This window comes from Bradyrhizobium sp. USDA3516 (assembly GCF_057651995.1).
Window position 1 is genome coordinate 767,826 of sequence record NZ_JBYGYN010000002.1, and the last position, 21,008, is coordinate 788,833.

23 protein-coding genes are annotated in these 21,008 nt (G+C 65.1%); 9 read left to right on the forward strand and 14 right to left on the reverse strand.

The genetic code is table 11. The annotated features are described in order from the left end of the window. Nucleotides 1-89: 89 nt before the first annotated feature. Entirely contained in the window at nt 90-410 is a 321-nt protein-coding gene (locus AC24YW_RS09485; RefSeq protein WP_035996689.1) for a hypothetical protein, read from the reverse strand. Nucleotides 411-599: 189 nt separating this feature from the next. Between AC24YW_RS09485 and AC24YW_RS09490 the strand changes: the two genes are divergently transcribed. Beyond that, nucleotides 600-884: a hypothetical protein gene (locus AC24YW_RS09490; protein WP_487482462.1), complete on the forward strand. Its 285-nt coding sequence runs from the start codon at nt 600-602 to the stop codon at nt 882-884. A gap of 24 nt (nt 885-908) precedes the next feature. Here the strand turns inward: AC24YW_RS09490 and AC24YW_RS09495 are convergent, their stop codons facing one another. The 7 genes from AC24YW_RS09495 to AC24YW_RS09525 form a co-directional block, all read right to left on the reverse strand. Further along, complete coding sequence (locus tag AC24YW_RS09495) at nt 909-1,118, reverse strand: hypothetical protein (protein ID WP_487482463.1); 210 nt, start codon at nt 1,116-1,118, stop codon at nt 909-911. Further along, nucleotides 1,115-1,246 carry a hypothetical protein gene (locus tag AC24YW_RS09500; RefSeq protein WP_487482608.1) on the reverse strand — a complete coding sequence of 44 codons (132 nt, stop codon included), beginning with the start codon at nt 1,244-1,246 and terminating at the stop codon, nt 1,115-1,117. The genes AC24YW_RS09495 and AC24YW_RS09500 overlap by 4 nt, the downstream gene beginning before the upstream one ends. A 346-nt stretch (nt 1,247-1,592) precedes the next feature. Next, a complete protein-coding gene (locus tag AC24YW_RS09505) occupies nt 1,593-3,212 on the reverse strand; it encodes an ABC transporter ATP-binding protein (RefSeq protein ID WP_487482464.1) in 1,620 nt (539 codons plus the stop codon). Between the two features lie 2 nt (nt 3,213-3,214). Then, nucleotides 3,215-4,054 (reverse strand): ABC transporter permease, encoded by an 840-nt coding sequence (locus AC24YW_RS09510; protein WP_487482465.1) that lies wholly within the window; start codon nt 4,052-4,054, stop codon nt 3,215-3,217. Beyond that, nucleotides 4,051-5,022, reverse strand: a complete 972-nt coding sequence (locus AC24YW_RS09515) for an ABC transporter permease (RefSeq protein ID WP_487482466.1) — start codon at nt 5,020-5,022, stop codon at nt 4,051-4,053. The genes AC24YW_RS09510 and AC24YW_RS09515 overlap by 4 nt, the downstream gene beginning before the upstream one ends. 210 nt (nt 5,023-5,232) lie before the next feature. Then, nucleotides 5,233-6,783, reverse strand: a complete 1,551-nt coding sequence (locus AC24YW_RS09520; protein WP_487482467.1) for an ABC transporter substrate-binding protein — start codon at nt 6,781-6,783, stop codon at nt 5,233-5,235. 300 nt (nt 6,784-7,083) lie between these two features. Further along, nucleotides 7,084-7,395, reverse strand: a complete 312-nt coding sequence (locus AC24YW_RS09525) for a hypothetical protein (RefSeq protein ID WP_487482468.1) — start codon at nt 7,393-7,395, stop codon at nt 7,084-7,086. Between the two features lie 180 nt (nt 7,396-7,575). On the opposite strand from AC24YW_RS09525, the gene irr reads away from it, so the two are divergent. After that, complete coding sequence (gene irr, locus AC24YW_RS09530; RefSeq protein ID WP_487482469.1) at nt 7,576-8,061, forward strand: Fur family transcriptional regulator Irr; 486 nt, start codon at nt 7,576-7,578, stop codon at nt 8,059-8,061. A 294-nt stretch (nt 8,062-8,355) separates the two neighbouring features. Continuing rightward, nucleotides 8,356-11,865, forward strand: coding sequence for a PAS domain-containing hybrid sensor histidine kinase/response regulator (locus AC24YW_RS09535; protein ID WP_487482470.1), 3,510 nt, complete (start codon nt 8,356-8,358; stop codon nt 11,863-11,865). Between the two features lie 963 nt (nt 11,866-12,828). On the opposite strand, the gene AC24YW_RS09540 is transcribed toward AC24YW_RS09535, so the two are convergent. Continuing rightward, entirely contained in the window at nt 12,829-13,500 is a 672-nt protein-coding gene (locus AC24YW_RS09540; protein WP_487482471.1) for a response regulator transcription factor, read from the reverse strand. 332 nt (nt 13,501-13,832) lie between these two features. On the opposite strand from AC24YW_RS09540, the gene AC24YW_RS09545 reads away from it, so the two are divergent. Next, entirely contained in the window at nt 13,833-15,458 is a 1,626-nt protein-coding gene (locus AC24YW_RS09545) for an MFS transporter (protein WP_487482472.1), read from the forward strand. A gap of 63 nt (nt 15,459-15,521) precedes the next feature. Here AC24YW_RS09545 and AC24YW_RS09550 read toward each other — a convergent pair whose 3' ends face one another. From AC24YW_RS09550 to AC24YW_RS09560, 3 genes are read right to left on the reverse strand one after another with little or no spacing between them, the layout of a single operon-like run. Continuing rightward, nucleotides 15,522-15,995 carry a secondary thiamine-phosphate synthase enzyme YjbQ gene (locus AC24YW_RS09550; protein WP_487482473.1) on the reverse strand — a complete coding sequence of 158 codons (474 nt, stop codon included), beginning with the start codon at nt 15,993-15,995 and terminating at the stop codon, nt 15,522-15,524. Nucleotides 15,996-16,008: 13 nt separating this feature from the next. After that, a complete protein-coding gene (locus tag AC24YW_RS09555) occupies nt 16,009-16,524 on the reverse strand; it encodes a hypothetical protein (protein ID WP_487482474.1) in 516 nt (171 codons plus the stop codon). A 42-nt stretch (nt 16,525-16,566) separates the two neighbouring features. After that, a complete protein-coding gene (locus AC24YW_RS09560) occupies nt 16,567-16,809 on the reverse strand; it encodes a hypothetical protein (RefSeq protein WP_487482475.1) in 243 nt (80 codons plus the stop codon). Between the two features lie 75 nt (nt 16,810-16,884). Here AC24YW_RS09560 and AC24YW_RS09565 point away from each other — a divergent pair, with 75 nt between their 5' ends. From AC24YW_RS09565 to AC24YW_RS09585, 5 genes are all read left to right on the forward strand, one after another. Then, a complete protein-coding gene (locus AC24YW_RS09565) occupies nt 16,885-17,259 on the forward strand; it encodes an AtpZ/AtpI family protein (protein ID WP_487482476.1) in 375 nt (124 codons plus the stop codon). Between the two features lie 112 nt (nt 17,260-17,371). Then, entirely contained in the window at nt 17,372-18,121 is a 750-nt protein-coding gene (locus tag AC24YW_RS09570) for a F0F1 ATP synthase subunit A (protein WP_487482477.1), read from the forward strand. A 53-nt stretch (nt 18,122-18,174) separates the two neighbouring features. Further along, nucleotides 18,175-18,402, forward strand: a complete 228-nt coding sequence (locus tag AC24YW_RS09575; RefSeq protein ID WP_018643436.1) for a F0F1 ATP synthase subunit C — start codon at nt 18,175-18,177, stop codon at nt 18,400-18,402. 60 nt (nt 18,403-18,462) lie between these two features. After that, the gene (locus AC24YW_RS09580; protein ID WP_487482478.1) at nt 18,463-19,026 is read left to right on the forward strand and encodes a F0F1 ATP synthase subunit B family protein; all 564 of its coding nucleotides are present in this window, start codon (nt 18,463-18,465) and stop codon (nt 19,024-19,026) included. Nucleotides 19,027-19,032: 6 nt separating this feature from the next. Next, nucleotides 19,033-19,518 carry a F0F1 ATP synthase subunit B family protein gene (locus AC24YW_RS09585; RefSeq protein ID WP_487482479.1) on the forward strand — a complete coding sequence of 162 codons (486 nt, stop codon included), beginning with the start codon at nt 19,033-19,035 and terminating at the stop codon, nt 19,516-19,518. Between the two features lie 130 nt (nt 19,519-19,648). On the opposite strand, the gene AC24YW_RS09590 is transcribed toward AC24YW_RS09585, so the two are convergent. Both AC24YW_RS09590 and AC24YW_RS09595 read right to left on the reverse strand, forming a co-directional pair. Continuing rightward, on the reverse strand, nt 19,649-20,296 hold the full coding sequence (locus AC24YW_RS09590) for a hypothetical protein (RefSeq protein ID WP_487482480.1): 648 nt from the start codon (nt 20,294-20,296) through the stop codon (nt 19,649-19,651). 100 nt (nt 20,297-20,396) lie between these two features. After that, entirely contained in the window at nt 20,397-20,984 is a 588-nt protein-coding gene (locus AC24YW_RS09595; RefSeq protein ID WP_035996611.1) for a GNAT family N-acetyltransferase, read from the reverse strand. Between the last annotated feature and the right edge of the window lie 24 nt (nt 20,985-21,008).

Consider the following 21,008-nt stretch of genomic DNA (forward strand, 5'->3'; position numbering starts at 1 on the left):
CAAATGATTTTCGTGCTTAATGGCGACTTAAGAAGTGGTGAAGGAAGGCTTAACGGCGTGCTCGGTCGGTAACTTGCGCGCGCCTTGCGTTAACCAAGACGCCGCCGCGCCTCATCGCGCATCTGCGCGCGGAAGGCGGCGCGCTTTGCCGGCCTGTCTTCCTCACGCACGTCGTGTCGATCGAAGATGTCGAACTTCTCCAGGATCGGATAGCGCTCGCTCGCCATCGCGAGCACGCGCAGTATCCTGGTCCCCTCCGGCGTCGGACCGCTAACCTCCCAGCGCCGGATGGTGTCGGCGCCGCCTCTCTCCGGCAATCCGCAAAGCTTGGCCATGTCGGCCGCGCTGAGCTTGCGCTCGAGGGCATCGGAGAGATCGTTGCGAAGCTGCTTCAGTTCGGCGCCGGTCATGCTTGGGTCCAGGGAAGTCATTGAAAGCAATGCACTAGCGCTGATTCGGGTCCATCCGAAGGCGGTGTGAGTCCGCCGCGCTCCGGCACCTTCGTCCGCACACGGAGTTATGAAGGGAGAACCCATGGAAATTTTCCGATGCATGAACACTTGGCATATCGGGGTGCGCAACGGGCGAAGGGATCAGCCATGAAAGCCATCAGACTCGCCGTTTCCGCGCTCATCACGACGGCACTGCTTGCCGCACCGTTCGCGGCTGAGGCGAAAAAGATCCGATCCAGCCGGCAATACAGCACGGGTGCGGTGGCTCCGACCTATAGCGGTGCCGGCGCGCCGGCCGCGCAACCGAGGGCGTCCTACGGGTCATCCGGACAGACGGTCGGCACTGTCACGGCGCCGTCGATCGGATCATACAATTGGCCTTCGGTCGGAGTGACCAACTCGGTTCCCACCTGGAGCAACACCACGAGGTAGGACACGATCAGGCGGCCTTCGGCCTCAGATTCCCCGGCGTCCCTGGTCTCCGATCACGCAGCGCCATGCCGCCAGGCGCTCGGTAGGATGCTGGTTCATCCATTCGGCGAGCTGCGGCGCGCCCATCAGGCAGGACTGCACCGAGATCTGCGCAAAGTCCGACGTGGTGACGATTTGCTCGTGACAATTGTTGGGAGAGGCGAGGCTGCAAAGCACGGCGATGATCTTGATCACGACGAGCTACCTCCGTCGCGGCCGATGAACGAGCGGCCGATCGCCGGGTTCTCCTGCCCCTCGCCGGCGGGATCGGCCAGCGGGAAGATGCTGTCGTAGATGGCGCGTGCCTCCTGGATGAGACGCACTCGCTCGCGCTCGGACTTTGAGACAAATCGAATAACTTCGCCCATGTTGGCTCCGAATATCAGTGTGAGTCCGTCATGAGATGACGTTGATCATTCCATCTTCATCTATGGTGATGCCCTTGAGCTTTGAAGCGGCGAGCCCGGTCACGACCGGATAAAAAGCGCGTGACCGCGCCGCGCAATTCCTGTCGCGACGAGCGACTATTGGTGTCAGCTCGCCCCCTCGCTGACATGAGCAAGGAATCGTCTACGAAGCAAATGCTGCTGGATCAAATATGTTTCGCCGATTGCGGCGGGCAAGTTTTTGGAACCATCTCGGAAAGCGGCTAATTTGCCCGGCCTGACCTCAGGCGGCCGGCGCGTGCTCCTTCCGTCCCGGCACGGCTGCGAGCAATTCGCGCGTGTAGACGTGCTCGGGCGCGGCGAAGAGTTGCGCAGTCGGCTTCAGCTCGACGATGGCGCCGCGCTGCATCACCGCGATGCGGTCGCAGATCTGGGCCGCGACGCGCAGATCGTGGGTGATGAACAGCATCGACAGGCCGAGGCGCGCCTTGAGATCTTCCAGCAGCTTCAACACCTGCGCCTGCACCGAGACGTCGAGCGCGGAAACAGCCTCGTCCGCGACGATGATCTCCGGCTCGAGCGCGAGCGCGCGGGCGATGCCGATGCGCTGGCGCTGACCCCCGGAGAATTCATGCGGATAGCGTTCGAGCGCGCCGGCATCCAGCCCGACCATCCTGAGGAGGTCGCGGGCGCGGTCGAACGCCACCTTCGGATCGGTCCCGGCTGCGATCGGCCCGTCCGCGATGATGTGGCCGATCTTGCGGCGCGGATTGAGCGAGGCGAACGGATCCTGGAAGATCATCTGGATGCGATGGCGCTCGGCGCGCAGCGCCTTGCCGGAAAGCGAGGTCAGGTCGGTCTCGCCGATCCGCACCGTGCCGCGGTCGGCTTCGAGCAGCCGCATCACCAGGCGCGCCACCGAGGACTTGCCCGAGCCGGATTCGCCGACGAGGCCGAGCGTCTCGCCCTTGAGGATGTTGAAATTGACCGCGCGCGCCGCATCGACGCGGCGATCCTCGCGGAACCAGCCACCCGATGTGACATAGGTCTTGTCCAGCCCGATCACCTCGACCGCTTTGGCCTGATCGTCCAGCGGAGCGCGCGCCGGCGGATCCATCGACGGGACGGCGGCGAGCAGCGCCTTGGTGTAGTCGTGCTGAGGCGCGTTGAATACGGTTGCGGCCGGACCTTCCTCGACCACCTTCCCATGCCGGAGCACCACGACCTCATCCGCGATGTCGGCGACGACGCCAAAGTCATGGGTTATGAACATCACCGCCATATTGCGGTTACGCTGGAGGTTGCGGATCAGCTTCAGGATCTGCGCCTGGGTGGTCACGTCGAGCGCGGTGGTCGGCTCGTCCGCCACCAGCACCGCGGGCTCGAGCGCGAGCGCCATCGCGATCATGGCACGCTGGCGCTGGCCGCCGGAGAGTTGGTGCGGATAGGCGCGCACGATACGCTCAGGGTCGGGCAGGCCGACTTCGCTTGCCAGCGACAGTGCCTTGGCCCGCCGCTCCTTCGGCGTGAGCAGGCCGTGCGCCTCGAACATCTCCGCCATCTGGTCGCCAATCCGCATCAACGGATTGAGCGCGGTCATCGGCTCCTGGAAGATCATCGCCAGCCGGCGGCCGCGCAGATCGCGCCAGCCGCCGTCATCGAGCTTGAGCAGGTCCCGGCCCTCGAACTGGATTTCACCGGAGGTGACCGACACCGTATCCGGCAACAGGCCCATCAGCGCATGCGCGCACATCGACTTGCCGGAGCCGGATTCGCCGACGACGCAGACGATCTTGCCCGGCTGCAGATCGAGCGAAACGCCGTCGACGGCGAAGGGGCGCTCGGCGCCCTTGGGCAGCGCGATCCGCAAGTTCCTGATGGAGACGGCCGGCGAGGCGGTCATCGTCAGCGGCCCTCCCGCGACAGCCGCGGATTGAGCGCATCGTTGAGGCCTTCGCCGATCAGGTTCAGCCCAAGCACCGAGATCAGGATGGCAATGCCGGGAAACACGGTGATCCACCAGGCCTGCCGGATCACGGTGCGTCCGGCGCCCACCATGTAGCCCCAGGAGATCAGATTGGGGTCGCCGAGGCCCAGGAAGGACAGCGAGGATTCAAGCAGGATGGCGGTCGCCACCATCAACGAGGCCAGCACGATGACGGGCGACAACGCGTTGGGGAGGATCTCGCGCAGGATGATCCAGCTGTTGCTCTGGCCGGTGACCACGGCGGCCTGGACATATTCGCGCGTGCGCAGCGACAGCACCTCGCCGCGGACGAGGCGCGCGACCGGCGGCCAGCTCACCACCGCGATCGAGGCGACGATCGAATAGATCGAGGGCTGCAGGATCGCGACCAGCACGATCGCGAGCGCGAAGCTCGGAATGGTCTGGAAGAACTCGGTGAAGCGCATCAAGGCATCGTCGACCTTGCCGCCGAAGTAACCGGCCATGGCGCCGATCGGCACGCCCACGATCAGCGCGACCAGCGTGGAGACGAGACCGACCAGCAGCGAGACGCGGGCGCCGAAGATCACGCCGGCGAACACGTCACGGCCGAGCGCGTCGGTGCCGAGCGGCACGGTCGACAGCGTGAACGGCGGCAGGAACGGCCGCTGCACCATGCGCCAGGGCGAGTTCGGGAAAAGCATCGGTCCGAACACCGCGACGAAGATGGCAACCAGGAGGATGACGAGCCCGATGGCGCCGCTCGGGCTCTTCAGCATCGATTTCCAAAACTGTTTCATGCGGCGTATTCGATCCTCGGATCGACCAGGCGATAGACGAGGTCGGTGATGAGGTTGAAGGTGAGGACCATGGCGGAGCAGATCACGAACACGCCGAGCAGCAGATTGTAGTCCCGCTGCAGCAGCGCGTCGTACATCAGCCGCCCGATGCCAGGCCAGGCGAACACGGTCTCGGTGATGACGGCGCCGCCGATCAGCGTGCCGGAATGCACGCCCGCGAGCGTCACTACCGGCAGCAGCGCGTTGCGCAGCACGTGGCGGCGCTGGATCACGGCGTCGGAGAGACCCTTGGCGCGCGCCGTCTTGACGAAGTCGAGGCGTTTCACCTCCAGCATCGAGGCGCGCGTCATGCGGGTATAGGTCGCCATGAAGAACAGCCCGAGCGTCATCGCCGGCATGATCAGGTGCTTGGCGACGTCGACCGCATGGGCAAGGCCGGTGAGGTTGGCGCCGACCGTCTCGTAGCCGAAGCTCGGCAGCCAGTCGAAGGTGACCGAGAACAAGAGGATGCCCATCAGCGCCACCCAGAAGATCGGCATGGCGTAGAAGATCAGCGCGAACACGGTGATGCCGGTGTCGAGGAAAGTTCCGGCAAAGCGCGCGGCGAAGGTGCCGAACAGGATGCCCAGCATCAGCGAGATCGCGAAGGCGGTCAGCGTCAACAACAGCGTCGCCGGCAGCCGCTCGCCGATCAGTTTGGCGACCGGAGCCTGCTGGCGGAAGGAAAAGCCGAGGTCGAGGCTGACGACGCCCTTGACGTAGATGAAGAGCTGCTCGGGCAGCGGCTTGTCGAGCCCGAACTTCTCCCGGAGCTGCTTGACGAAGACCTGATCGCTGGCCCCGGCCTCGCCCGCCATCACGATCGCGGGATCGCCGGGTGCCAGGCGGATCAGGAAGAAATTGAGAACCACGATCGCGAGCAGGACGATCACGCCCTTCAGGACACGCTGAGCGACGAAGGAGAGCATTTTACCGGAGGTTCATAGAGGTGACGTAGCCTTTAGCCACTGGGGCAGTGCGCTCCCTCGCCCCGCTCTTTTGCGGGGAGAGGGTTGGGGTGAGGGGCCTCTCTCCACGTGTGAGAATGCCGATGGACCTGTACCCCCTCACCCGAATATGCGCTTCGCGCATATTCGACCTCTCCCCGCAAGCGGGAAGAGGTGAAGGAAGGCATGCGCTCACTTCTCGAGCCATGCGTCCTTGAAGCCGTCATTGACCCCGATCCCCGTGGTGATCAGGTTCTTGACCTTGCAGCGCATGATGGTTGGAAATTGCAGCTCGAGCATCCAGGCCACGGGCACGTCCTCGACCAGGATCTTCTGCGCCTTCTCGTAGATCTCCTTGCGCTTGGAATCCGGCGTCGCCACCGCGCCCTCGGCGAACAGCTTGTCGATCTCCGGGTTGGAATAGCCCTCGACGTTGTTGAAGACCTGGCCCTTTGCGATGTTGCTGGAGATGTAATTGCGTCCCACTCCGAGCGCGGGGTCGCCGTATTGGTAGAGATAGGTGAAGGCGATGTCGTAGTCCCAGTCGCTGATCTTCTGGTTGCCGCCGGCAACGTCTGTGGCGATCGTCTCGATGGTCATGCCGACGTCCTGGAGGTTCTGCTTGACGGCTTCACCCCAGCGCTGCCAGGTCTCGCCATAGGCGAGCGGCAAGAGGCGGATCTTCTCGCCTTTGTAGCCGGCTTCCTTCAGCAGCGCCTTGGCCTTGGCCGGATCGTACGGATATTTCTTCACGTCGTCGGTGTAGTACTTGATGGTCGAGGCCGATGGGCCGGTGGCGACCTTGCCGAGCCCGTTCCAGATCACGTCCTTGGCGAAGTCGCGGTCGACCGCATACATGATCGCCTGCCGCACCCGCTTGTCGGCGAGAGGGCCCTGGCGGTTGTTCAGCCACAGCCAGGCCAGCGGCGAGAAGAATTCCCAGCCGGCGCCGGTGACGCAGGTGTCCTTCAGCTTGGACAGCCGCGGCACGTCGAAATTCTCCACCGAACCGCCGGGCAGCACGTCGACCTTGCCGGTCTCGTATGCCACCGAGCGCGCGGCGGCGTCGGGGATGATCTGCCAGTAGATCTCGTCGAGATAGGGCTTGCCCTTCTCGTGGTAGTTCGGATTCTTCACCAGGCGGATGAACGAGCCCTTCTGCCATTCCTTGAACATGAAGGGCCCGGTGCCGATGGGCGCGTTGTTGTAGGGGTTGGTCTTCCAGTCGGTGCCTGCATAGAGATGCTTCGGCACCATCGGCATGGAGCCGACCTCGAAAATGCCGAGGAACGGGCCGAACGGCTGCTTCAGCGTGAAGACCACCGTATGATCGTCCGGTGCCTCGACCTTGTCGACCTGCCCCAAATTGGTGCGGGCACGGGCATGCGTCTGTTTCAGCATCTCGAGCGAGAACAACACGTCGGCGGCGGTGAAGGGCTTGCCGTCGTGCCAGGTCACGCCCTTCTTCAGCTTGAAGGTATAGGTCTTGGCGTCCTCGCTGACGCTCCAGCTCTCGGCGAGCTCCGGCAGCGGGTCGAGCTTGGGGCTGTAGCGCAAGAGGCCTTCGAAGATATTGCCCGAGACCATCTGGGTCGGGCCGTTCTGGACCTGGGCAAGCATCAGGCCGGGCGGCTCGGGCTGGATCACGGCATTGATCACGCCTCCCGTCTTCGGCTCTTGTGCCAGCGCAGGGGCCGCAAGGCCGCAAGCCAGGAGGAGACCAAGCAACACTCGTTTTGGCATGTCGTAATCTTTCTCAAGCGAGACCAGCCGGCAACGCTTCGCACGCGCCCTCGCGCGCAAAGCGACGGTCGGTCCATCCCAGTCCCCATCCGCCATCGAGGCTCACACAGTCCCGTTCGGTGCGGCAAGATGAAAGTCGCGACAGTGCTCGCACAAAAAATGTACAACTCGTCCTGTTTTTCCGCCGTGCGATGGCGCGGTAGATCGGCCCGCTCCGAGCGATCGGGCGGCATTCAGAAGTGACGAGAGCATGCCGGGGCGGTGCACAAGTGCGCGCCTGCGACCAAAAGCATCAGCCCGTCATCTTGCGCCGAGCGCCCGCCGCAATTCGTCGAGCGCCTCGGCAAGCTGCTCGCGGTGCGCGATGTCGTCCGCAGGGATCGCGGCGACGCTGCCGGCGAGCTCCCGCAGGATGCCGGCCAGCAGGCCGAAGTTGATGTGCAGGTGCACCGATTTTCGTTCGTCGGCCGCGCCGGGATGTTGCAGCACCAGCGCAACGCCGCTGCCGTCGAGCTTCGCCTCGAAGCGGGACGAATGCTCGAAAGTGCCGACATAGAACTTGTCGGGATATTCGAGCGCGACTTCTGCCTTGTCGGGAACCGGCTTGGACATGCGAACCTCATCGATGCGCGCGCATTCTGGCCGGGGACGGGCCGGACCGCCTTGCGCCAGGTCAGAGGCGGTCGAGGCCAAATTTGATCCGAATCAAAGCCGACACCCGGCTTTTGCAATCGAATAGCAAGTAGCGGGACGCAGCTGCGTATCCTGTTTGCTCGAGCCGTGAGACGATGGATGGACATTCAGGCCACGACGATCCGTGCGGATGACGACGGCGGATCTGATGTCGCCGGTCTCGAGCCGGCGCCGGATGCGGGCGTGCAGCACTGCCTGCTATTGCTCGGCAATGCCGGCCTGCGCCCGACACGCCAGCGCCTGGCGCTCGGTCGATTGCTGTTCCTCGGCGGCCATCGTCACGTCACCGCAGAAAGTCTCTACGAGGAGGCGATGGCCGCGAACGCGTATCTGTCGCTAGCCACGGTCTACAACACGCTGAACCAGTTCACCGAAGCAGGCCTGCTGCGGCGGATTGCGGCCGACGGCATCAAGTCGTTCTTCGACACCGACACGTCCGTGCACCCGCACTTCTATCTCGAAGGCGAGGACGTCCTGATCGACGTTGCCGAGGGCGTCGCCTTCACCAGGATGCCCGAGGCGCTTCCCGGCCACGAGGTCGCGCGGCTCGACGTCATCGTCCATTTGCGCCGGAAGCGAACCTAGCGCCGCACTCTCATCCTCCCCGCCAGGTGGGTGACGGTCTCTCCCCATCCAAGAGTGCCCGTGTGGAGGGATCGCCCCACCCCGCTCGCGCTGCGCGCGCTCGGCCACGGGCGAGCTAAGCTCGTCCCGGACCTTTCCAGGGGAGGGTAGGCCCCGGCGGTGCACGCTTAACGACATCAGCAGTTCCTCCCCCAGCACGGCATTTCGCTGTCGCTTGCGTCCGCTCAACGCGCTAGGTTTACAGGGAAAATGAGCTCGGGCGCCGCCGGTGCCCTGGGAGAGAGCCCCCGACCCATGCTGCACGATTGGGGCGTGATCGCCGCCGCCTTCGGCTATATCGGCTTCCTGTTCCTGGTGGCGAGCCACGGCGACCGCCGCTCGCCGGCCGGGCGCGGCCGCGCCTCCGGGCTGATCTATCCGATGTCGCTGGCGATCTACTGCACGTCATGGACCTTCTTCGGCTCGGTCGGCTTCGCCACCCGCACCTCGACCGACTTCCTCGCGATCTATCTCGGCCCGATCCTGATGATCGGCTTGGGGGCCGGCGTGCTCCGCCGCGTGATCCAGCTGGCGAAGGCCCACAACATCACCTCGATCGCCGACTTCATCGGGGCCCGCTACGGCAAGAGCCAGGCGGTGGCGGCCACCGTCGCCACCATCGCGATCATCGGCTCGGTGCCCTATATCGCGCTCCAGCTCAAGGCGGTGGCCTCCTCGCTGGGCACGATCCTGAGCGAAGACCAGGCCTTCTCGCACATCCCGATCCTCGGCGACATGGCGTTGATGGTGACGCTGACGATGGCGGCCTTCGCGGTGCTGTTCGGCACGCGGCAGACCGACGCGACCGAGCACCAGCACGGCCTGATGCTGGCGGTCGCGACCGAATCCATCATCAAGCTGGTCGCCTTCCTCGCCGCGGGCATCTTCGTCACCTTCTGGATGTTCTCGCCGCATGAACTGATCGAGCGCGCGATGAGGACGCCGGAAGCGGTGCGCGCCATCAACTATTCGCCGTCCATCGGCAACTTCCTGACCATGACGTTGCTGTCGCTGTGCGCGATCATGCTGCTGCCGCGCCAGTTTCACGTCAGCGTGGTGGAGAATTCCTCGGATGCCGAGGTCGGCCGCGCGCGCTGGCTGTTTCCGCTCTACCTCGTCGCCATCAACCTGTTCGTGATCCCGATCGCGCTCGCCGGCCTCGTGACCTTCCCGTTCGGCGCGGCCGACCCTGATATGTACGTGCTGGCCCTGCCGATCGAGGCCGGCGCGGATCTGCTCAGCGTCGCCGTCTTCGTCGGCGGGCTGTCGGCGGCGACCGCGATGGTGATCGTCGAATGCGTCGCGCTCTCCATCATGGTCTCGAACGACCTCGTGGTGCCCCTGGTGCTGCAACGCCGGCCGGAGGGGCGCGCCGGCGGTGCCGATTTCAGCAACTTCCTGCTGCGCTCGCGGCGCCTTGCTATCTTCTCCATCATGGTGATGGCCTATTTCTACTATCGCGCGCTCGGCAGCACCCAGCTCGCGGCGATCGGCCTGCTCTCCTTTGCCGCCATCGCCCAGCTCGCACCGAGCTTCTTCGGCGGCCTGCTCTGGCGGCGCGCAACCGCGCGCGGGGCGATCGGCGGCATGCTGGTCGGCTTTGCGGTGTGGCTCTACACGCTGTTCATGCCGAGCTTCGTGGATTCCTCGACATCGGGCATCCTGCTGCTGCAGCACGGCCCGTTCGGCATCGAGGCGCTGCGGCCGCAGGCACTGTTCGGCGCCGACCTGCCGCCGCTGATGCACGGCGTGATCTGGTCGTTGTCCCTCAACATCCTGACCTATGTGCTGCTGTCGCTGGCACGCCGGCCATCCTCCATCGAGCTGCTGCAGGCCGATCTGTTCGTGCCCGACACGCTCGCACCGATCTCCCCGAGCTTCCGCCGCTGGCGCACCACGGTCACCGTGCAGGACATCCAGACCACGGTGGCGCAATATCTCGGGCCCGACCGCGCGCGGCATTCCTTCGAGGCCTTCTCGGCGCGGCGCAACGTGCGGCTGGAGCCCGGTGCGCCCGCCGATTTCGAGCTGCTGCAACACGCCGAGCACCTGATTGCCTCCTCGATCGGCGCGGCCTCCTCTCGCCTCGTGATGTCGCTGCTGCTGCGCAAGCGGACGGTCTCCGCCAAGGCCGCACTGAAGCTGCTCGACGATTCGCATGCCGCGCTGCATTTCAATCGCGAGATTCTGCAGACCGCGCTCAACCATGTGCGCCAGGGCATCGCCGTGTTCGACGCCGATCTGCAACTGATCTGCTCCAACCGGCAGTTCGGCGACCTCCTCAACGTGCCACTGCATCTGATCCAGTTCGGCACGCCCTTGCGCGAGATCCTGGAATTCATCGGCCTCGGCGATCCGAACGATCCGCTCGAGCGGGAGGCCCTGCTGGAACGGCGCCTTGCGGCCTACACCACCGACAGCGAGCCCTATCTCGAGCGCCTGCCGGAACGCCACATGGTGATCGAGGTGCTCACCAACCGCATGCCCGGCGGCGGCTTCGTCATCACCTTCACCGACGTCACGCCGACCTTCGAAGCCGCGGAAGCGCTGGAGCGCGCCAATGCGACGCTGGAAAAGCGCGTGCGCGACCGCACCGAGGAGCTGACGCGGCTGAACTCGGAGCTGGCCATCGCCAAGAGCGCGGCGGAGGACGCCAGCATCTCCAAGACGCGTTTCCTCGCCGCCGCCAGCCACGACATCCTGCAGCCGCTGAATGCGGCGCGGCTCTACGTCACGAGTCTCGTCGAGCGCCAGCACAATGGCGAGGAGACGCGGCTGGTCGAGAACATCGACGAATCGCTGCAGGCGATCGAGGAAATTCTCGGCGCGCTGCTCGACATTTCCAGGCTCGACGCCGGCGCGATGACGACCTCGATCTCGAGCTTCAAGATGGCCGATCTGATGCGCTCGCTCGAAATCGAGTTCGCGCCGATCGCGCGCGCCAAGGGTCTGGAGCTCGCCTTCGTGCCCTGCTCGCTGCCGGTGCAGTCGGACCGCCTGCTGCTGCGGCGGCTGCTGCAGAACCTGATCTCGAACGCGATCAAGTACACCCCGCGCGGCCGCGTGCTGGTCGGCTGCCGCCGCCGCGGCGCCTCGCTCAAGATCTGCGTCTACGACACCGGCGTCGGCATCCCCGCGGTCAAGCGCGGCGAGATCTTCAAGGAATTCCACCGCCTGGAGCAAGGCGCGCGGATCGCGCGCGGCCTGGGCCTCGGGCTCTCGATCGTCGAACGGCTGGCGCGCGTGCTCAACCACGGCATCGCCATCGGCTCCAATGTCGGCGGCGGCTCGGTCTTCTCGGTGACGGTGCCCACGGCGAAAGCGATCACGCTCACGGCCGCGGTCACCAGCGCGACGCCGCTGGCGCGCACGCCGATCGCAGGGGCGCTGATAGTCTGTATCGAGAACGATGCCGCGATCCTCGACGGCATGCGCACGCTGCTGACGGCCTGGGACGCCGAGGTCATCGCGGTCGCCGATCCGGAAGCAGCGATCGCCGCAATCGAGGCCGCCGGCAAGCGCGTCACCGGCCTTCTCGTCGACTATCACCTCGACCGCGGCAACGGCATCGCCGCGATCCGCGAGATCCGCCGCCGCTTCGGCGATGGCATCCCTGCGATCCTGATCACCGCCGATCGCAGCCCCGCCGTGCAGCTGGCCGCACGCGAGGAGAAGATCGCGGTGCTCAACAAGCCAGTGAAACCGGCTTCGCTCCGCGCCCTGCTCGGGCAGTGGCGCACGCAGCAGATGGTGGCGGCGGAGTGAGGCGCAATTGCGAGCGTCCGCCACGTCGTCAGCACTCCGTGTCCCGGACAAGCCGGAACGCGCCAGCGTTGCGGTGCCGAGCCGGGACCCAGCAGACTGCACGGATTGCTGATGCATGGGCCCCCGCCTCTGCAGCGCATCGCTGAAGGGGCGCTGCCTAGCGCGTCGAAGACGCGCGTAAACGCGCTGATGGCGTCCGGGGCACGAAACTGCTCTTGAACGATAGACACGGCTTCTCATTCTCGCGGCGCGTTTCGCCCGAGTTTTGCGCTTCGCTTCACGCCCTCTTGGAAGAGAGGGCGCAGGGAAGGCCGGGTGCCGGCGGCACCCGCGGTCCGCTGCGCGAAATGCACACGCAGAGAGAACCGCACAGCAGCATACAGGTGAAGCCGAACACACGGCCTTCCCTGCGCGATGGTCGGACGGCTTATGCCGCGCTCTCCCGGGAGCCGAGTTCCCTCTGGCCTCCCTCGCCCTCACGAAAGTCACCGACACCGCGCCGGTTGGCGCAGATGTCGCATCCGCAAGCGCTTGACCGTAGCAACGACGGCCGGGACCACACGGTTTTGCCGTTACGCACCAACGCCGTTCGTACAACGCGGCTTGCGAGGCGCTCACGGGGCTAGGCTCAATCCATCACCCCGCCCTGCGCTTCGCATCCGCGACGGCGCCATGCGTCCACCGCAGCCCGATCCGCGGCTCGTGACGACGTACGACCGCCCCTTTTCGCCGGATCAGGATGCGCGACGTCTACGCTGAATCCGAATTTCTGTAAAGCAGAATTATTGCCTGGCGGTCGATTGACCCAGCGATTGCTGTTTTGCGCTGCGACGACCCAATCCCTTGGGGCGCGTCGGGAGCCTCAAACTGCGACGTGCAACGGACAGGCACCCGCGCCGCAGCCTCAAGATCAAGGTCTGCGTCGGGTGATGCGGGACGTCCGCGAGTTGGCGAGGCGAAACCTCAGCCCGTCGGCGTGCCCTGCTTCCACTGGCCGCCGGCGATCTTCGCCGCGGCAATCACCGCCTGCGTCCGGCTCTCGACGCCGAGCTTTTGCAGGATCGCCGAGACGTGGGCCTTGATGGTGGCCTCGGAGACCCCGAGCTCGTAGGCGATCTGCTTGTTGAGAAGGCCTTCAGACAGCATCATCAGCACCCGGACCTGCTGCGGCGTCAGCGTCACCAGGCGGTCGCGCAGGCGGGTCATGTCGGGGTCGGCGGCGGCGGACAGGTCGGTATCGGCGGGAACCCAGACGTCGCCCTCCATCACCTTGAGGATGGCGTCGCGCAAGGTCTCGACCCCGAACCGTTTGGGGATGAAGCCGGACGCGCCGAAATCGAGCGATCGGCGAATCGTGGCGCTGTCGTCGGAGGCCGAGACGATGACGACCGGAATCGCCGGATATTGCGCGCGCAGATAGATCAGGCCGGAGAAGCCGGAGATCCCGGGCATGGAGAGGTCGAGCAGGACCAGATCGACCTCGGAGGTCTGCTCCAGGAGCTTGGTCAGATCCTCGAAGGATCCGGCCTCGTCGATCCGGGCCGAGGGGAGAACGCCCGCCACCGCCTGCCGCAGCGCATCGCGAAACAGGGGATGATCATCGGCGATGACGAGATGGGTCGAAGGAGCGTTCATCGTTCTCTTGCTGTCGTTCGCGCCGGGTCGGCGAACAGATCGCGGGTGCGTCAATTCTTCCCCGAGCGGCCGTGGCATGCAAGTGCACATTATCCCTTTGCTGCAAAGGGGTTAACCCCTGGGCTTGGCCTTTGCACGCCGCCGCCGGATACCACAGCGTCGCTGCGCAAGGCCGAAAGTCGTATTGGGGAGGGTTTCACGCCGATGTTACCTTGTGGGCAAGACCTGGGCTGATCCGGCACGTCCGGACATTCTGGGGGCGAGAGGAAACGATTTTCGGGGAGCGACTCAACATGTCGACTATGGCTGTGTCTCAAGCAGGCGCGGGAGGGATGACGAAGGACGAACGGTTCGTCATTCTCGCCTCCTCGCTCGGTACCGTCTTCGAGTGGTACGACTTTTATCTCTACGGATCGCTGGCCGGCATCATCGGCGCGCAGTTCTTCTCGGCCTATCCGCCGGCAACCCGCGACATCTTCGCGCTGCTGGCGTTTGCCGCGGGCTTCCTGGTGCGTCCGTTCGGCGCGATCGTGTTCGGCCGTGTCGGCGACATCGTCGGCCGCAAATACACCTTCCTCGTCACCATCCTGATCATGGGTCTGTCGACCTTCATCGTCGGCCTGTTGCCCAACGCGGCGACCATCGGCATCGCGGCCCCGATCATCCTGATCGTGCTGCGTCTGGCCCAGGGTCTGGCGCTCGGCGGCGAATATGGCGGTGCGGCGACCTACGTCGCGGAGCATGCGCCGAACGGCAAGCGCGGCTTCTACACCTCCTTCATTCAGACCACGGCAACCCTCGGCCTATTCCTGTCGCTGCTGGTGATTCTGTTCACCCGCACCGCGCTCGGTGAGGCCGATTTCGCAGCGTGGGGCTGGCGCATTCCGTTCCTGGTCTCGGTGCTGCTGCTCGGCATCTCGGTCTGGATCCGGCTCCGCCTGAACGAATCGCCGGTCTTCCAGAAGATGAAGGAAGAGGGCAAGGGTTCGAAGGCGCCGCTGACCGAGGCCTTCGGCAACTGGCAGAACGGCAAGCTCGTGCTGCTCGCCCTGCTCGGCGGCGTGATGGGCCAGGGCGTGGTCTGGTACACCGGCCAGTTCTACGCGCTGTTCTTCCTGCAATCGATCCTGAAGGTCGACGGCTATACCGCCAACCTCCTGATCGCCTGGTCGCTGCTGCTCGGCACCGGCTTCTTCATCGTGTTCGGTGCGCTCTCCGACAAGATCGGCCGCAAGCCGATCATCCTCGGCGGCTGTCTGATCGCGGCGCTGACCTTCTTCCCGATCTTCAAGATGATCACGTCCAACGCCAACCCGGCGCTGGAAAAGGCCATCGAGTCGGTCAAGGTCGAGGTGGTGGCCGATCCCGCCAAGTGCGGCGATCTGTTCAACCCGGTCGGCACCCGCGTCTTCACCGCGCCTTGCGACACCGCACGCGCCTACCTGTCGCAATCGTCGGTCAGGTACACGACGAGTTCGGGCCCGGCCGGCTCGGACGTGAAGGTCGTGGTCAACGGCAAGGACGTGCCCTACACCAACGCCAAGGACAGCAACCCGGCGGTTCTCGCCGCGGTGCAGGCGGCTGGCTATCCCAAGGCGGGTGACGCCGCCATCGTGAAGATGTCGCATCCGTTCGACATCTTCCGTCCGCAGGTGGCGGCGATCATCGGCCTGCTGTTCATCCTGGTCCTGTTCGTCACCATGGTGTACGGCCCGATCGCGGCGATGCTGGTCGAATTGTTCCCGACCCGCATCCGCTACACCTCGATGTCGCTGCCCTACCACATCGGCAACGGCTGGTTCGGCGGCCTCCTGCCCGCCACCGCCTTCGCCATCGTGGCCTCGACCGGCGACATCTATGCCGGTCTCTGGTACCCGATCATCTTCGCCTCGATTACCGTGGTGATCGGCTTCCTGTTCCTGCCGGAAACCAAGGACGTCGACATCAAGGCGACCTGATCGCAGCAACAATCGACGACACGAACCGGCCGCGGTCTCCGCGGCCGGTTTTGCTTTATGTGGTTATCGGTTGCTGCCGATGAATTGCAGCACGATCTCACGGCGGTGCGGGCGACTGCGATGCTCGATCAGATAGATCGCCTGCCAGGTGCCGAGCGCGAGCCTGCCGCTCAGCACCGGAACCTGGAGCGAAGTCTGCGTCAACATGGTCTTGATATGGGCCGGCATGTCGTCGGGTCCCTCGGTATCATGGGTCCACCCGGCGTTCTCCGGCGCAAGCCGTGACAGTGCCGTGGTGAGATCGACCAGCACGGAGGGATCGGCGTTCTCCTGGATCGTCAACGAGGCCGAGGTGTGGCGGATGAACAGCGTCAATGCGCCCTCACCCGCGTGCGCCTCGGCGATGAATCTTGCGGCCTCGCTGGTCAGATCGGTGAAGCCGCGGCCAGGCGTCTGCACGGTGAGCAGTGACGATGTGACGGTCGTGGCCTGCACGGACGATGGCGCGGAGCGGGTGACGGATCTGGCAGATGTCATGGAGGGGCACGCATCAGATCTTCCCCGACACGTCTTTCTGCACGCGGTTGGCCATGTCGATCAGCCGCCGCCAGGCCTTTTCCAGGAACGACATCATGCGGTCGACGTCCTGCTCGCTCGGCAGCGGAATCTCGATCTTGCGCTCGCTCTCGGCGACCTTGGGCTCGGGCTTCCTGAGCGGATCGGATTTCGGCAGCGCCTCGTCGATCTTGCCCGATACCGTTGGCCCCGCCGCGAGCTGTCCCTTCAGCCGCTCGACCTCGGCCTGGAGCCTGCCGATCTCGGCGTCGAGAGCGGTACGTTCGTCGGGCACCGCGTAGCAGGCCCAGCCGGTGCCGTTCTTGGTGCAGGTCGATACCGTGCCGGTGCGCGTGTCGAGCCGCAGCACGCCCTCGGGGATGGGCGTCATGCTGTAGCGGCCGTTTTCGCCGTCGGGCGCGGATTGCGCGGCCACGAGGCCGCCGCTGACCACCATCACCGCGGCCGCCGCCGCGAGCCATGATGTCGTGGATGACGTCGCAGGTCTCATCGTTGTCTCCGCCCCGGCACTGCTGCGGTTGCGGTTGCAATTCTACACCCGCAGCCGGCAATCCGCCGCCAAAAAGCCGCCCCCGAAATCAACGAACGCGGCGGCTTGTTTGATCCCGCGAGCGCGGCGAAAGCACGGCTGCGTCCGCCGTTCGCCGGCAGACCTGCTGCGGTGCGGCGTCACGCTGTGTGCAGCGCTGCTGTGCGCGCCAATATCATTAAATAAATCAATTACATAATCGGAAGCGACGCAATCGTGACTTGGCTTGACTTGATTATGGGCCATCAGTATGGTCCGCGCGGCTTTTGAGGGTGACGGGCGCAATTTCCATTCAGCCGCAGCGTTTCGGGTCTTCGTTGCATGACACAGGGCACGGGACACGGCGGGGATGGAGATCGCGATAGATCGTCCGAGGAAGCCGCGCTTTCCGATCGGCTCGGAAATCTTGATCAGCGGTTGTCCGAATTTCGCGACCGCAGGGCCAAGACCGAGCAACCCGCAGGTGACGATGGAGACAAAGCGGCCAGAGCCTCGGCGATGGCGCTTGGTTTTCGGTTATCCTCCGAGTTGGTCGCCGGTGTCGCTGTCGGAGCGGGGATTGGCTGGGGGTTCGACCGTTTGCTGTCGACGTCGCCTTTCGGATTCATCGTGTTCCTGCTGCTGGGCTTCGTCACCGGCGTGGTGAATGTGGTGAGATCGGCAGGCGCGGGTCAAAACAGGCGCGGTGGTTCGTAAAGCTGGTCCCGCCAGGAGAGGAATGATCGTGCCGGCCTCGCCGGTACGGGCCGGCCCGGCCGGCAGACCGAGACCCGCCGGCATGCCCGGCAGACCAAGAGATGCCGCGCTGATGAAAATCGATCCGATCCACCAGTTCAACATCGAGCCTCTCTTCACCCTGGGCCATATCGGCAATCACACGATCGCCTTCACCAATTCGTCGCTCTACATGCTGATCGCGGTCGCGATCATCTCGATCCTGATGCTCGCCAGCGGCTCGCAGCTGGTTCCCGGCCGCCTGCAGTCGGTCGCCGAGATCTCCTACGAATTCGTCGCCTCGACCATCCGTTCGACGGCCGGCGCGGAAGGCATGAAGTTCTTTCCGCTGATCTTCTCGCTGTTCATGTTCATCTGCGTCTCGAACCTGGTCGGCATCATCCCCTACACCTTTACGGTCTCGAGCCACCTGATCGTCACCGCCGGGCTGGCGCTGCTGGTCTTCTTCACCGTGCTGATCTACGGCATCGCCAAGAACGGCCTGAAATTCTTCAAGATCTTCGTTCCCCACGGCGTCCCCGGCTACGTCCTGCCGCTGGTCATGTTCATCGAGGTCCTGTCGTTCTTCCTGCGGCCGGTCTCCCACAGCATTCGTCTGTTCGCCAACATGCTGGCCGGCCACATCGCGCTGAAGGTGTTCGCGGGCTTCGTCGCCATGCTGGGCTTCTCGCTCGGCGCCATCGGCTGGGTCGGCGGCGTGCTGCCGCTGGCGCTCACGGTCGCGCTGTACGCTCTCGAGATCCTGGTCGCGTTCCTGCAGGCTTACGTCTTCGCGATCCTGACCTGCATCTACCTCAACGACGCCATTCATCCGGGACACTGAGCGGTCCGGGGAATTTCCACCCACAACCCAATCTTTCTTCCAAGGAGTCTAAAATGGATCCGGCAGCAGCAAAACTTATCGGCGCGGGCATCGCGTGCATCGGCATGGGCGGTGCGGGCGTCGGCGTGGGCGTGATCTTCGGCAACTACCTCGCCGCAGCCGTCCGCAACCCCTCGGCCGCTCAGGGCCAGTTCGGCAACCTGATCTTCGGCTTCGCCGTGACCGAAGCGCTCGGCATCTTCTCGCTGCTGATCGCGCTGCTTCTGCTGTTCGTTTTCTAAAGAACGACTTCTTCGCGCCGCTTCATCCGAAGCGGCGCGTGACAGCAACAGGAGTACTCCATGGCCGAGAGTCATGGCGGGGCAAAAGGACCGGCGGGTGCCCACACCGAAGCCGATGGCGGTCATCACAGCGGCGGCTTTCCGCCGTTCGAGAGCAGCACCTTTGCTTCGCAGCTGGTGTCGCTCGCGATCTTCTTCGTCCTGCTTTACGTGATCGTGTCCAAGCTCGCCCTGCCGAAGGTCGGCGGTGCGATCGAAGCACGCCAGAACAAGATCGAGGGCGACCTCGCCGAGGCGCAGAAGCTGAAGGACCAGTCCGAGGCTGCGCTGAAGGCCTATGAAGGCGAACTCGCTTCGGCGCGTTCGCGGGCGCAGGCGATCGGCAACGAATCCCGCGACAAGGCGAATGCGCAGGCGGACGCCGAACGCAAGACGCTGGAGGAGCAACTGGCGGCCAAGCTCGCCGAGGCAGAGAAGACCATCGCCTCGACCCGCACGGCCGCCATGGGCAACGTCCGCGGCATCGCGGCCGATGCGGCAGGCCAGATCGTGCAGCAGCTCACCGGAGTCATTCCGGATGCCGCCTCGGTCAATGCCGCCGTTGACGCGTCCTTGAAGGGTTAGCCAGAGATGTTCTTCAATCCTGAAACCTGGGTCGCCGTCGCCTTCGTGATCCTGATGGTCGTGTTCGGCTATGTCGGGGTCTTCAAGTCGGCGATGACCGCGCTCGATCATCGCGCCGCCCGCATCAAGGCCGAGCTCGACGACGCCGCGCGCCTCAAGCAGGAGGCGGCCAAGGTGCTCGCCGACTACAAGGCGCGCAGTGCCACGGCCGAGCGCGAGGCCGCCGACATCATCGCCAACGCCAAGGCCGAAGCCGAGCGCATCGCCGCCGACGCCAAGGCGAAGATGGAAGATTTCGTCGCCCGCCGCACCAAGACCGCGGAGAGCAAGATCGCACTCGCCGAGGCCCAGGCGCTGGCCGATGTCCGCGCCGCCGCCGCGGAAGCCGCCGTTCAGGCCGCCTCGACCATCCTGTCGCAGTCGGTCAAGGGCCAGATCGCCGACGACCTGCTCGCCAAGGGCATCAACGAAGTCAGGCAGAAGCTGAACTGAGGGCTTCGCCTTCACCAATCAAAAAGCCGGCGCGATGAGCGCCGGCTTTTTTGTTTGTCGAACAGCATCCACAATCACGGTGTCATCGCTTCGCGGGCAATGACAGTTGAGGTTGTGGCGCGAGCTTTCCCTATTTCTTCTTCTTCCCCTTCTCCGGCGAGAGCGCCTGCGGGTCGAAGCCGACATAGAAGATGTAGGTATCGGCGACCGCGGGCGCCGGCACCGGATAGGCCAGATCCTCGGCGACGAAGGTGAAGGGCACGCTGCCGCCTTCCGACATCGCAACCGTGGTCCGGTAGGCCTTCGAGGCGATCACCTTCTCGCCGATGCCGCCCTGCACGACGGCAATGCGCAGCGGCACCTCGACGGAGGCCGGCGCCCCGGCGGGGCCGGCGATGACGCGGCCCTGGATGCCGATCCGGGCCGTGATGCCGGCGCTGCTGCGCGAGCATTCGCGCGCCATCTTGGTAATCGAGGCCTGGAAGCGGATGTCATTGCCGACCGCCGGCTTGCCGCTGGCGCCGACCGCGTAGGTCGAGGCCCCCGCGCGCACCGTGACCTGCGGGCAATCGAGGTCGTCTTCGGCCGGCTGTCCGGGCGCAGGCGCCGGCTTCGGCTCGGCCGGCTCGTCGGATTTACCGCCGAACAGGCTCTTGAAGCGGTCGGTCAACGACTGTGCCGCCACCGGCGAGACGGAGGCGAGCCCGACCGATAATGCCAGCACGATCGCTGCGCCCCGCCGCAATCTCGTCCGCGATGACCGAAGCTCCTGCACCATCAACACCCGTACTCCATGACAATGTTCCGGCCGGGTTATATCGCCAATATCGGCGAACCCAAGGCAGCAAAAAGGGATTTGGCCGCACCCATGAGGCCGCTCAGCCGCGGAAGTCCTCGTGCAGCAGGCCGAACAGCAGGTGATCCTGCCAGACCCCGTTGATGCAGAGATAGCGGCGCGCCAGGCCCTCGCGCGAGAAGCCGCACTTCTCCAGCACCCGGATCGACGGCGCATTGGTGGGGATGCAGGCGGCCTCGACCCGGTGCAGATTGAGCTCGCCGAACAGCGTCGGCAGCAGCACCCGCAGTGCGGCGGTCATGTAGCCGCGATGGGCGTAGGGCTGGCCGACCCAATAGCCGATGGTCCCGGCCTGCACGATGCCACGCCGGACATTGGCGAGCGTGATGCCGCCGACCAGGGCACCGTCGAGCTCGCGGAAGATCAGAAAGGGATAGGAGCGGTCCGCGGCAATGTCCTCGGCATAACGGCGCAGGCGGCGGCGGAAGCCGGACCGGGTGAGATCGTCGGACGGCCAGATCGGCTCCCAAGGCGTGAGATAGTCACGGCTGGTCTCGCGCAGATGAGCCCATTGCAGGAAGTCGGACATTTGCGGCGCGCGCAGGAGCAGCCCGTTGCCGCGCGGCGCCAGGGCGGCGGGTCCACTGGATGGCAGGCGAAAGAGGGCCATGGTGATGCTTCCCGGGGCGAGGCC

Excerpts from the sequence above, each read along its gene's own strand:
- AC24YW_RS09565 (WP_487482476.1), top strand. The coding sequence starts at position 16,885 with ATGACACAGGGCACGGGACACGGCGGGGATGGAGATCGCGATAGATCG.
- AC24YW_RS09505 (WP_487482464.1), bottom strand. The coding sequence starts at position 3,212 with ATGACCGCCTCGCCGGCCGTCTCCATCAGGAACTTGCGGATCGCGCTG.
- AC24YW_RS09490 (WP_487482462.1), top strand. The coding sequence starts at position 600 with ATGAAAGCCATCAGACTCGCCGTTTCCGCGCTCATCACGACGGCACTG.
- AC24YW_RS09590 (WP_487482480.1), bottom strand. The coding sequence starts at position 20,296 with ATGGTGCAGGAGCTTCGGTCATCGCGGACGAGATTGCGGCGGGGCGCA.
- irr (WP_487482469.1), top strand. The coding sequence starts at position 7,576 with ATGGACATTCAGGCCACGACGATCCGTGCGGATGACGACGGCGGATCT.
- AC24YW_RS09485 (WP_035996689.1), bottom strand. The coding sequence starts at position 410 with ATGACCGGCGCCGAACTGAAGCAGCTTCGCAACGATCTCTCCGATGCC.
- AC24YW_RS09520 (WP_487482467.1), bottom strand. The coding sequence starts at position 6,783 with ATGCCAAAACGAGTGTTGCTTGGTCTCCTCCTGGCTTGCGGCCTTGCG.
- AC24YW_RS09580 (WP_487482478.1), top strand. The coding sequence starts at position 18,463 with ATGGCCGAGAGTCATGGCGGGGCAAAAGGACCGGCGGGTGCCCACACC.
- AC24YW_RS09510 (WP_487482465.1), bottom strand. The coding sequence starts at position 4,054 with ATGAAACAGTTTTGGAAATCGATGCTGAAGAGCCCGAGCGGCGCCATC.
- AC24YW_RS09595 (WP_035996611.1), bottom strand. The coding sequence starts at position 20,984 with ATGGCCCTCTTTCGCCTGCCATCCAGTGGACCCGCCGCCCTGGCGCCG.
- AC24YW_RS09525 (WP_487482468.1), bottom strand. The coding sequence starts at position 7,395 with ATGTCCAAGCCGGTTCCCGACAAGGCAGAAGTCGCGCTCGAATATCCC.
- AC24YW_RS09575 (WP_018643436.1), top strand. The coding sequence starts at position 18,175 with ATGGATCCGGCAGCAGCAAAACTTATCGGCGCGGGCATCGCGTGCATC.
- AC24YW_RS09535 (WP_487482470.1), top strand. The coding sequence starts at position 8,356 with ATGCTGCACGATTGGGGCGTGATCGCCGCCGCCTTCGGCTATATCGGC.
- AC24YW_RS09555 (WP_487482474.1), bottom strand. The coding sequence starts at position 16,524 with ATGAGACCTGCGACGTCATCCACGACATCATGGCTCGCGGCGGCGGCC.
- AC24YW_RS09540 (WP_487482471.1), bottom strand. The coding sequence starts at position 13,500 with ATGAACGCTCCTTCGACCCATCTCGTCATCGCCGATGATCATCCCCTG.
- AC24YW_RS09570 (WP_487482477.1), top strand. The coding sequence starts at position 17,372 with ATGAAAATCGATCCGATCCACCAGTTCAACATCGAGCCTCTCTTCACC.
- AC24YW_RS09545 (WP_487482472.1), top strand. The coding sequence starts at position 13,833 with ATGACGAAGGACGAACGGTTCGTCATTCTCGCCTCCTCGCTCGGTACC.
- AC24YW_RS09550 (WP_487482473.1), bottom strand. The coding sequence starts at position 15,995 with ATGACATCTGCCAGATCCGTCACCCGCTCCGCGCCATCGTCCGTGCAG.
- AC24YW_RS09560 (WP_487482475.1), bottom strand. The coding sequence starts at position 16,809 with ATGGCCCATAATCAAGTCAAGCCAAGTCACGATTGCGTCGCTTCCGAT.
- AC24YW_RS09585 (WP_487482479.1), top strand. The coding sequence starts at position 19,033 with ATGTTCTTCAATCCTGAAACCTGGGTCGCCGTCGCCTTCGTGATCCTG.
- AC24YW_RS09515 (WP_487482466.1), bottom strand. The coding sequence starts at position 5,022 with ATGCTCTCCTTCGTCGCTCAGCGTGTCCTGAAGGGCGTGATCGTCCTG.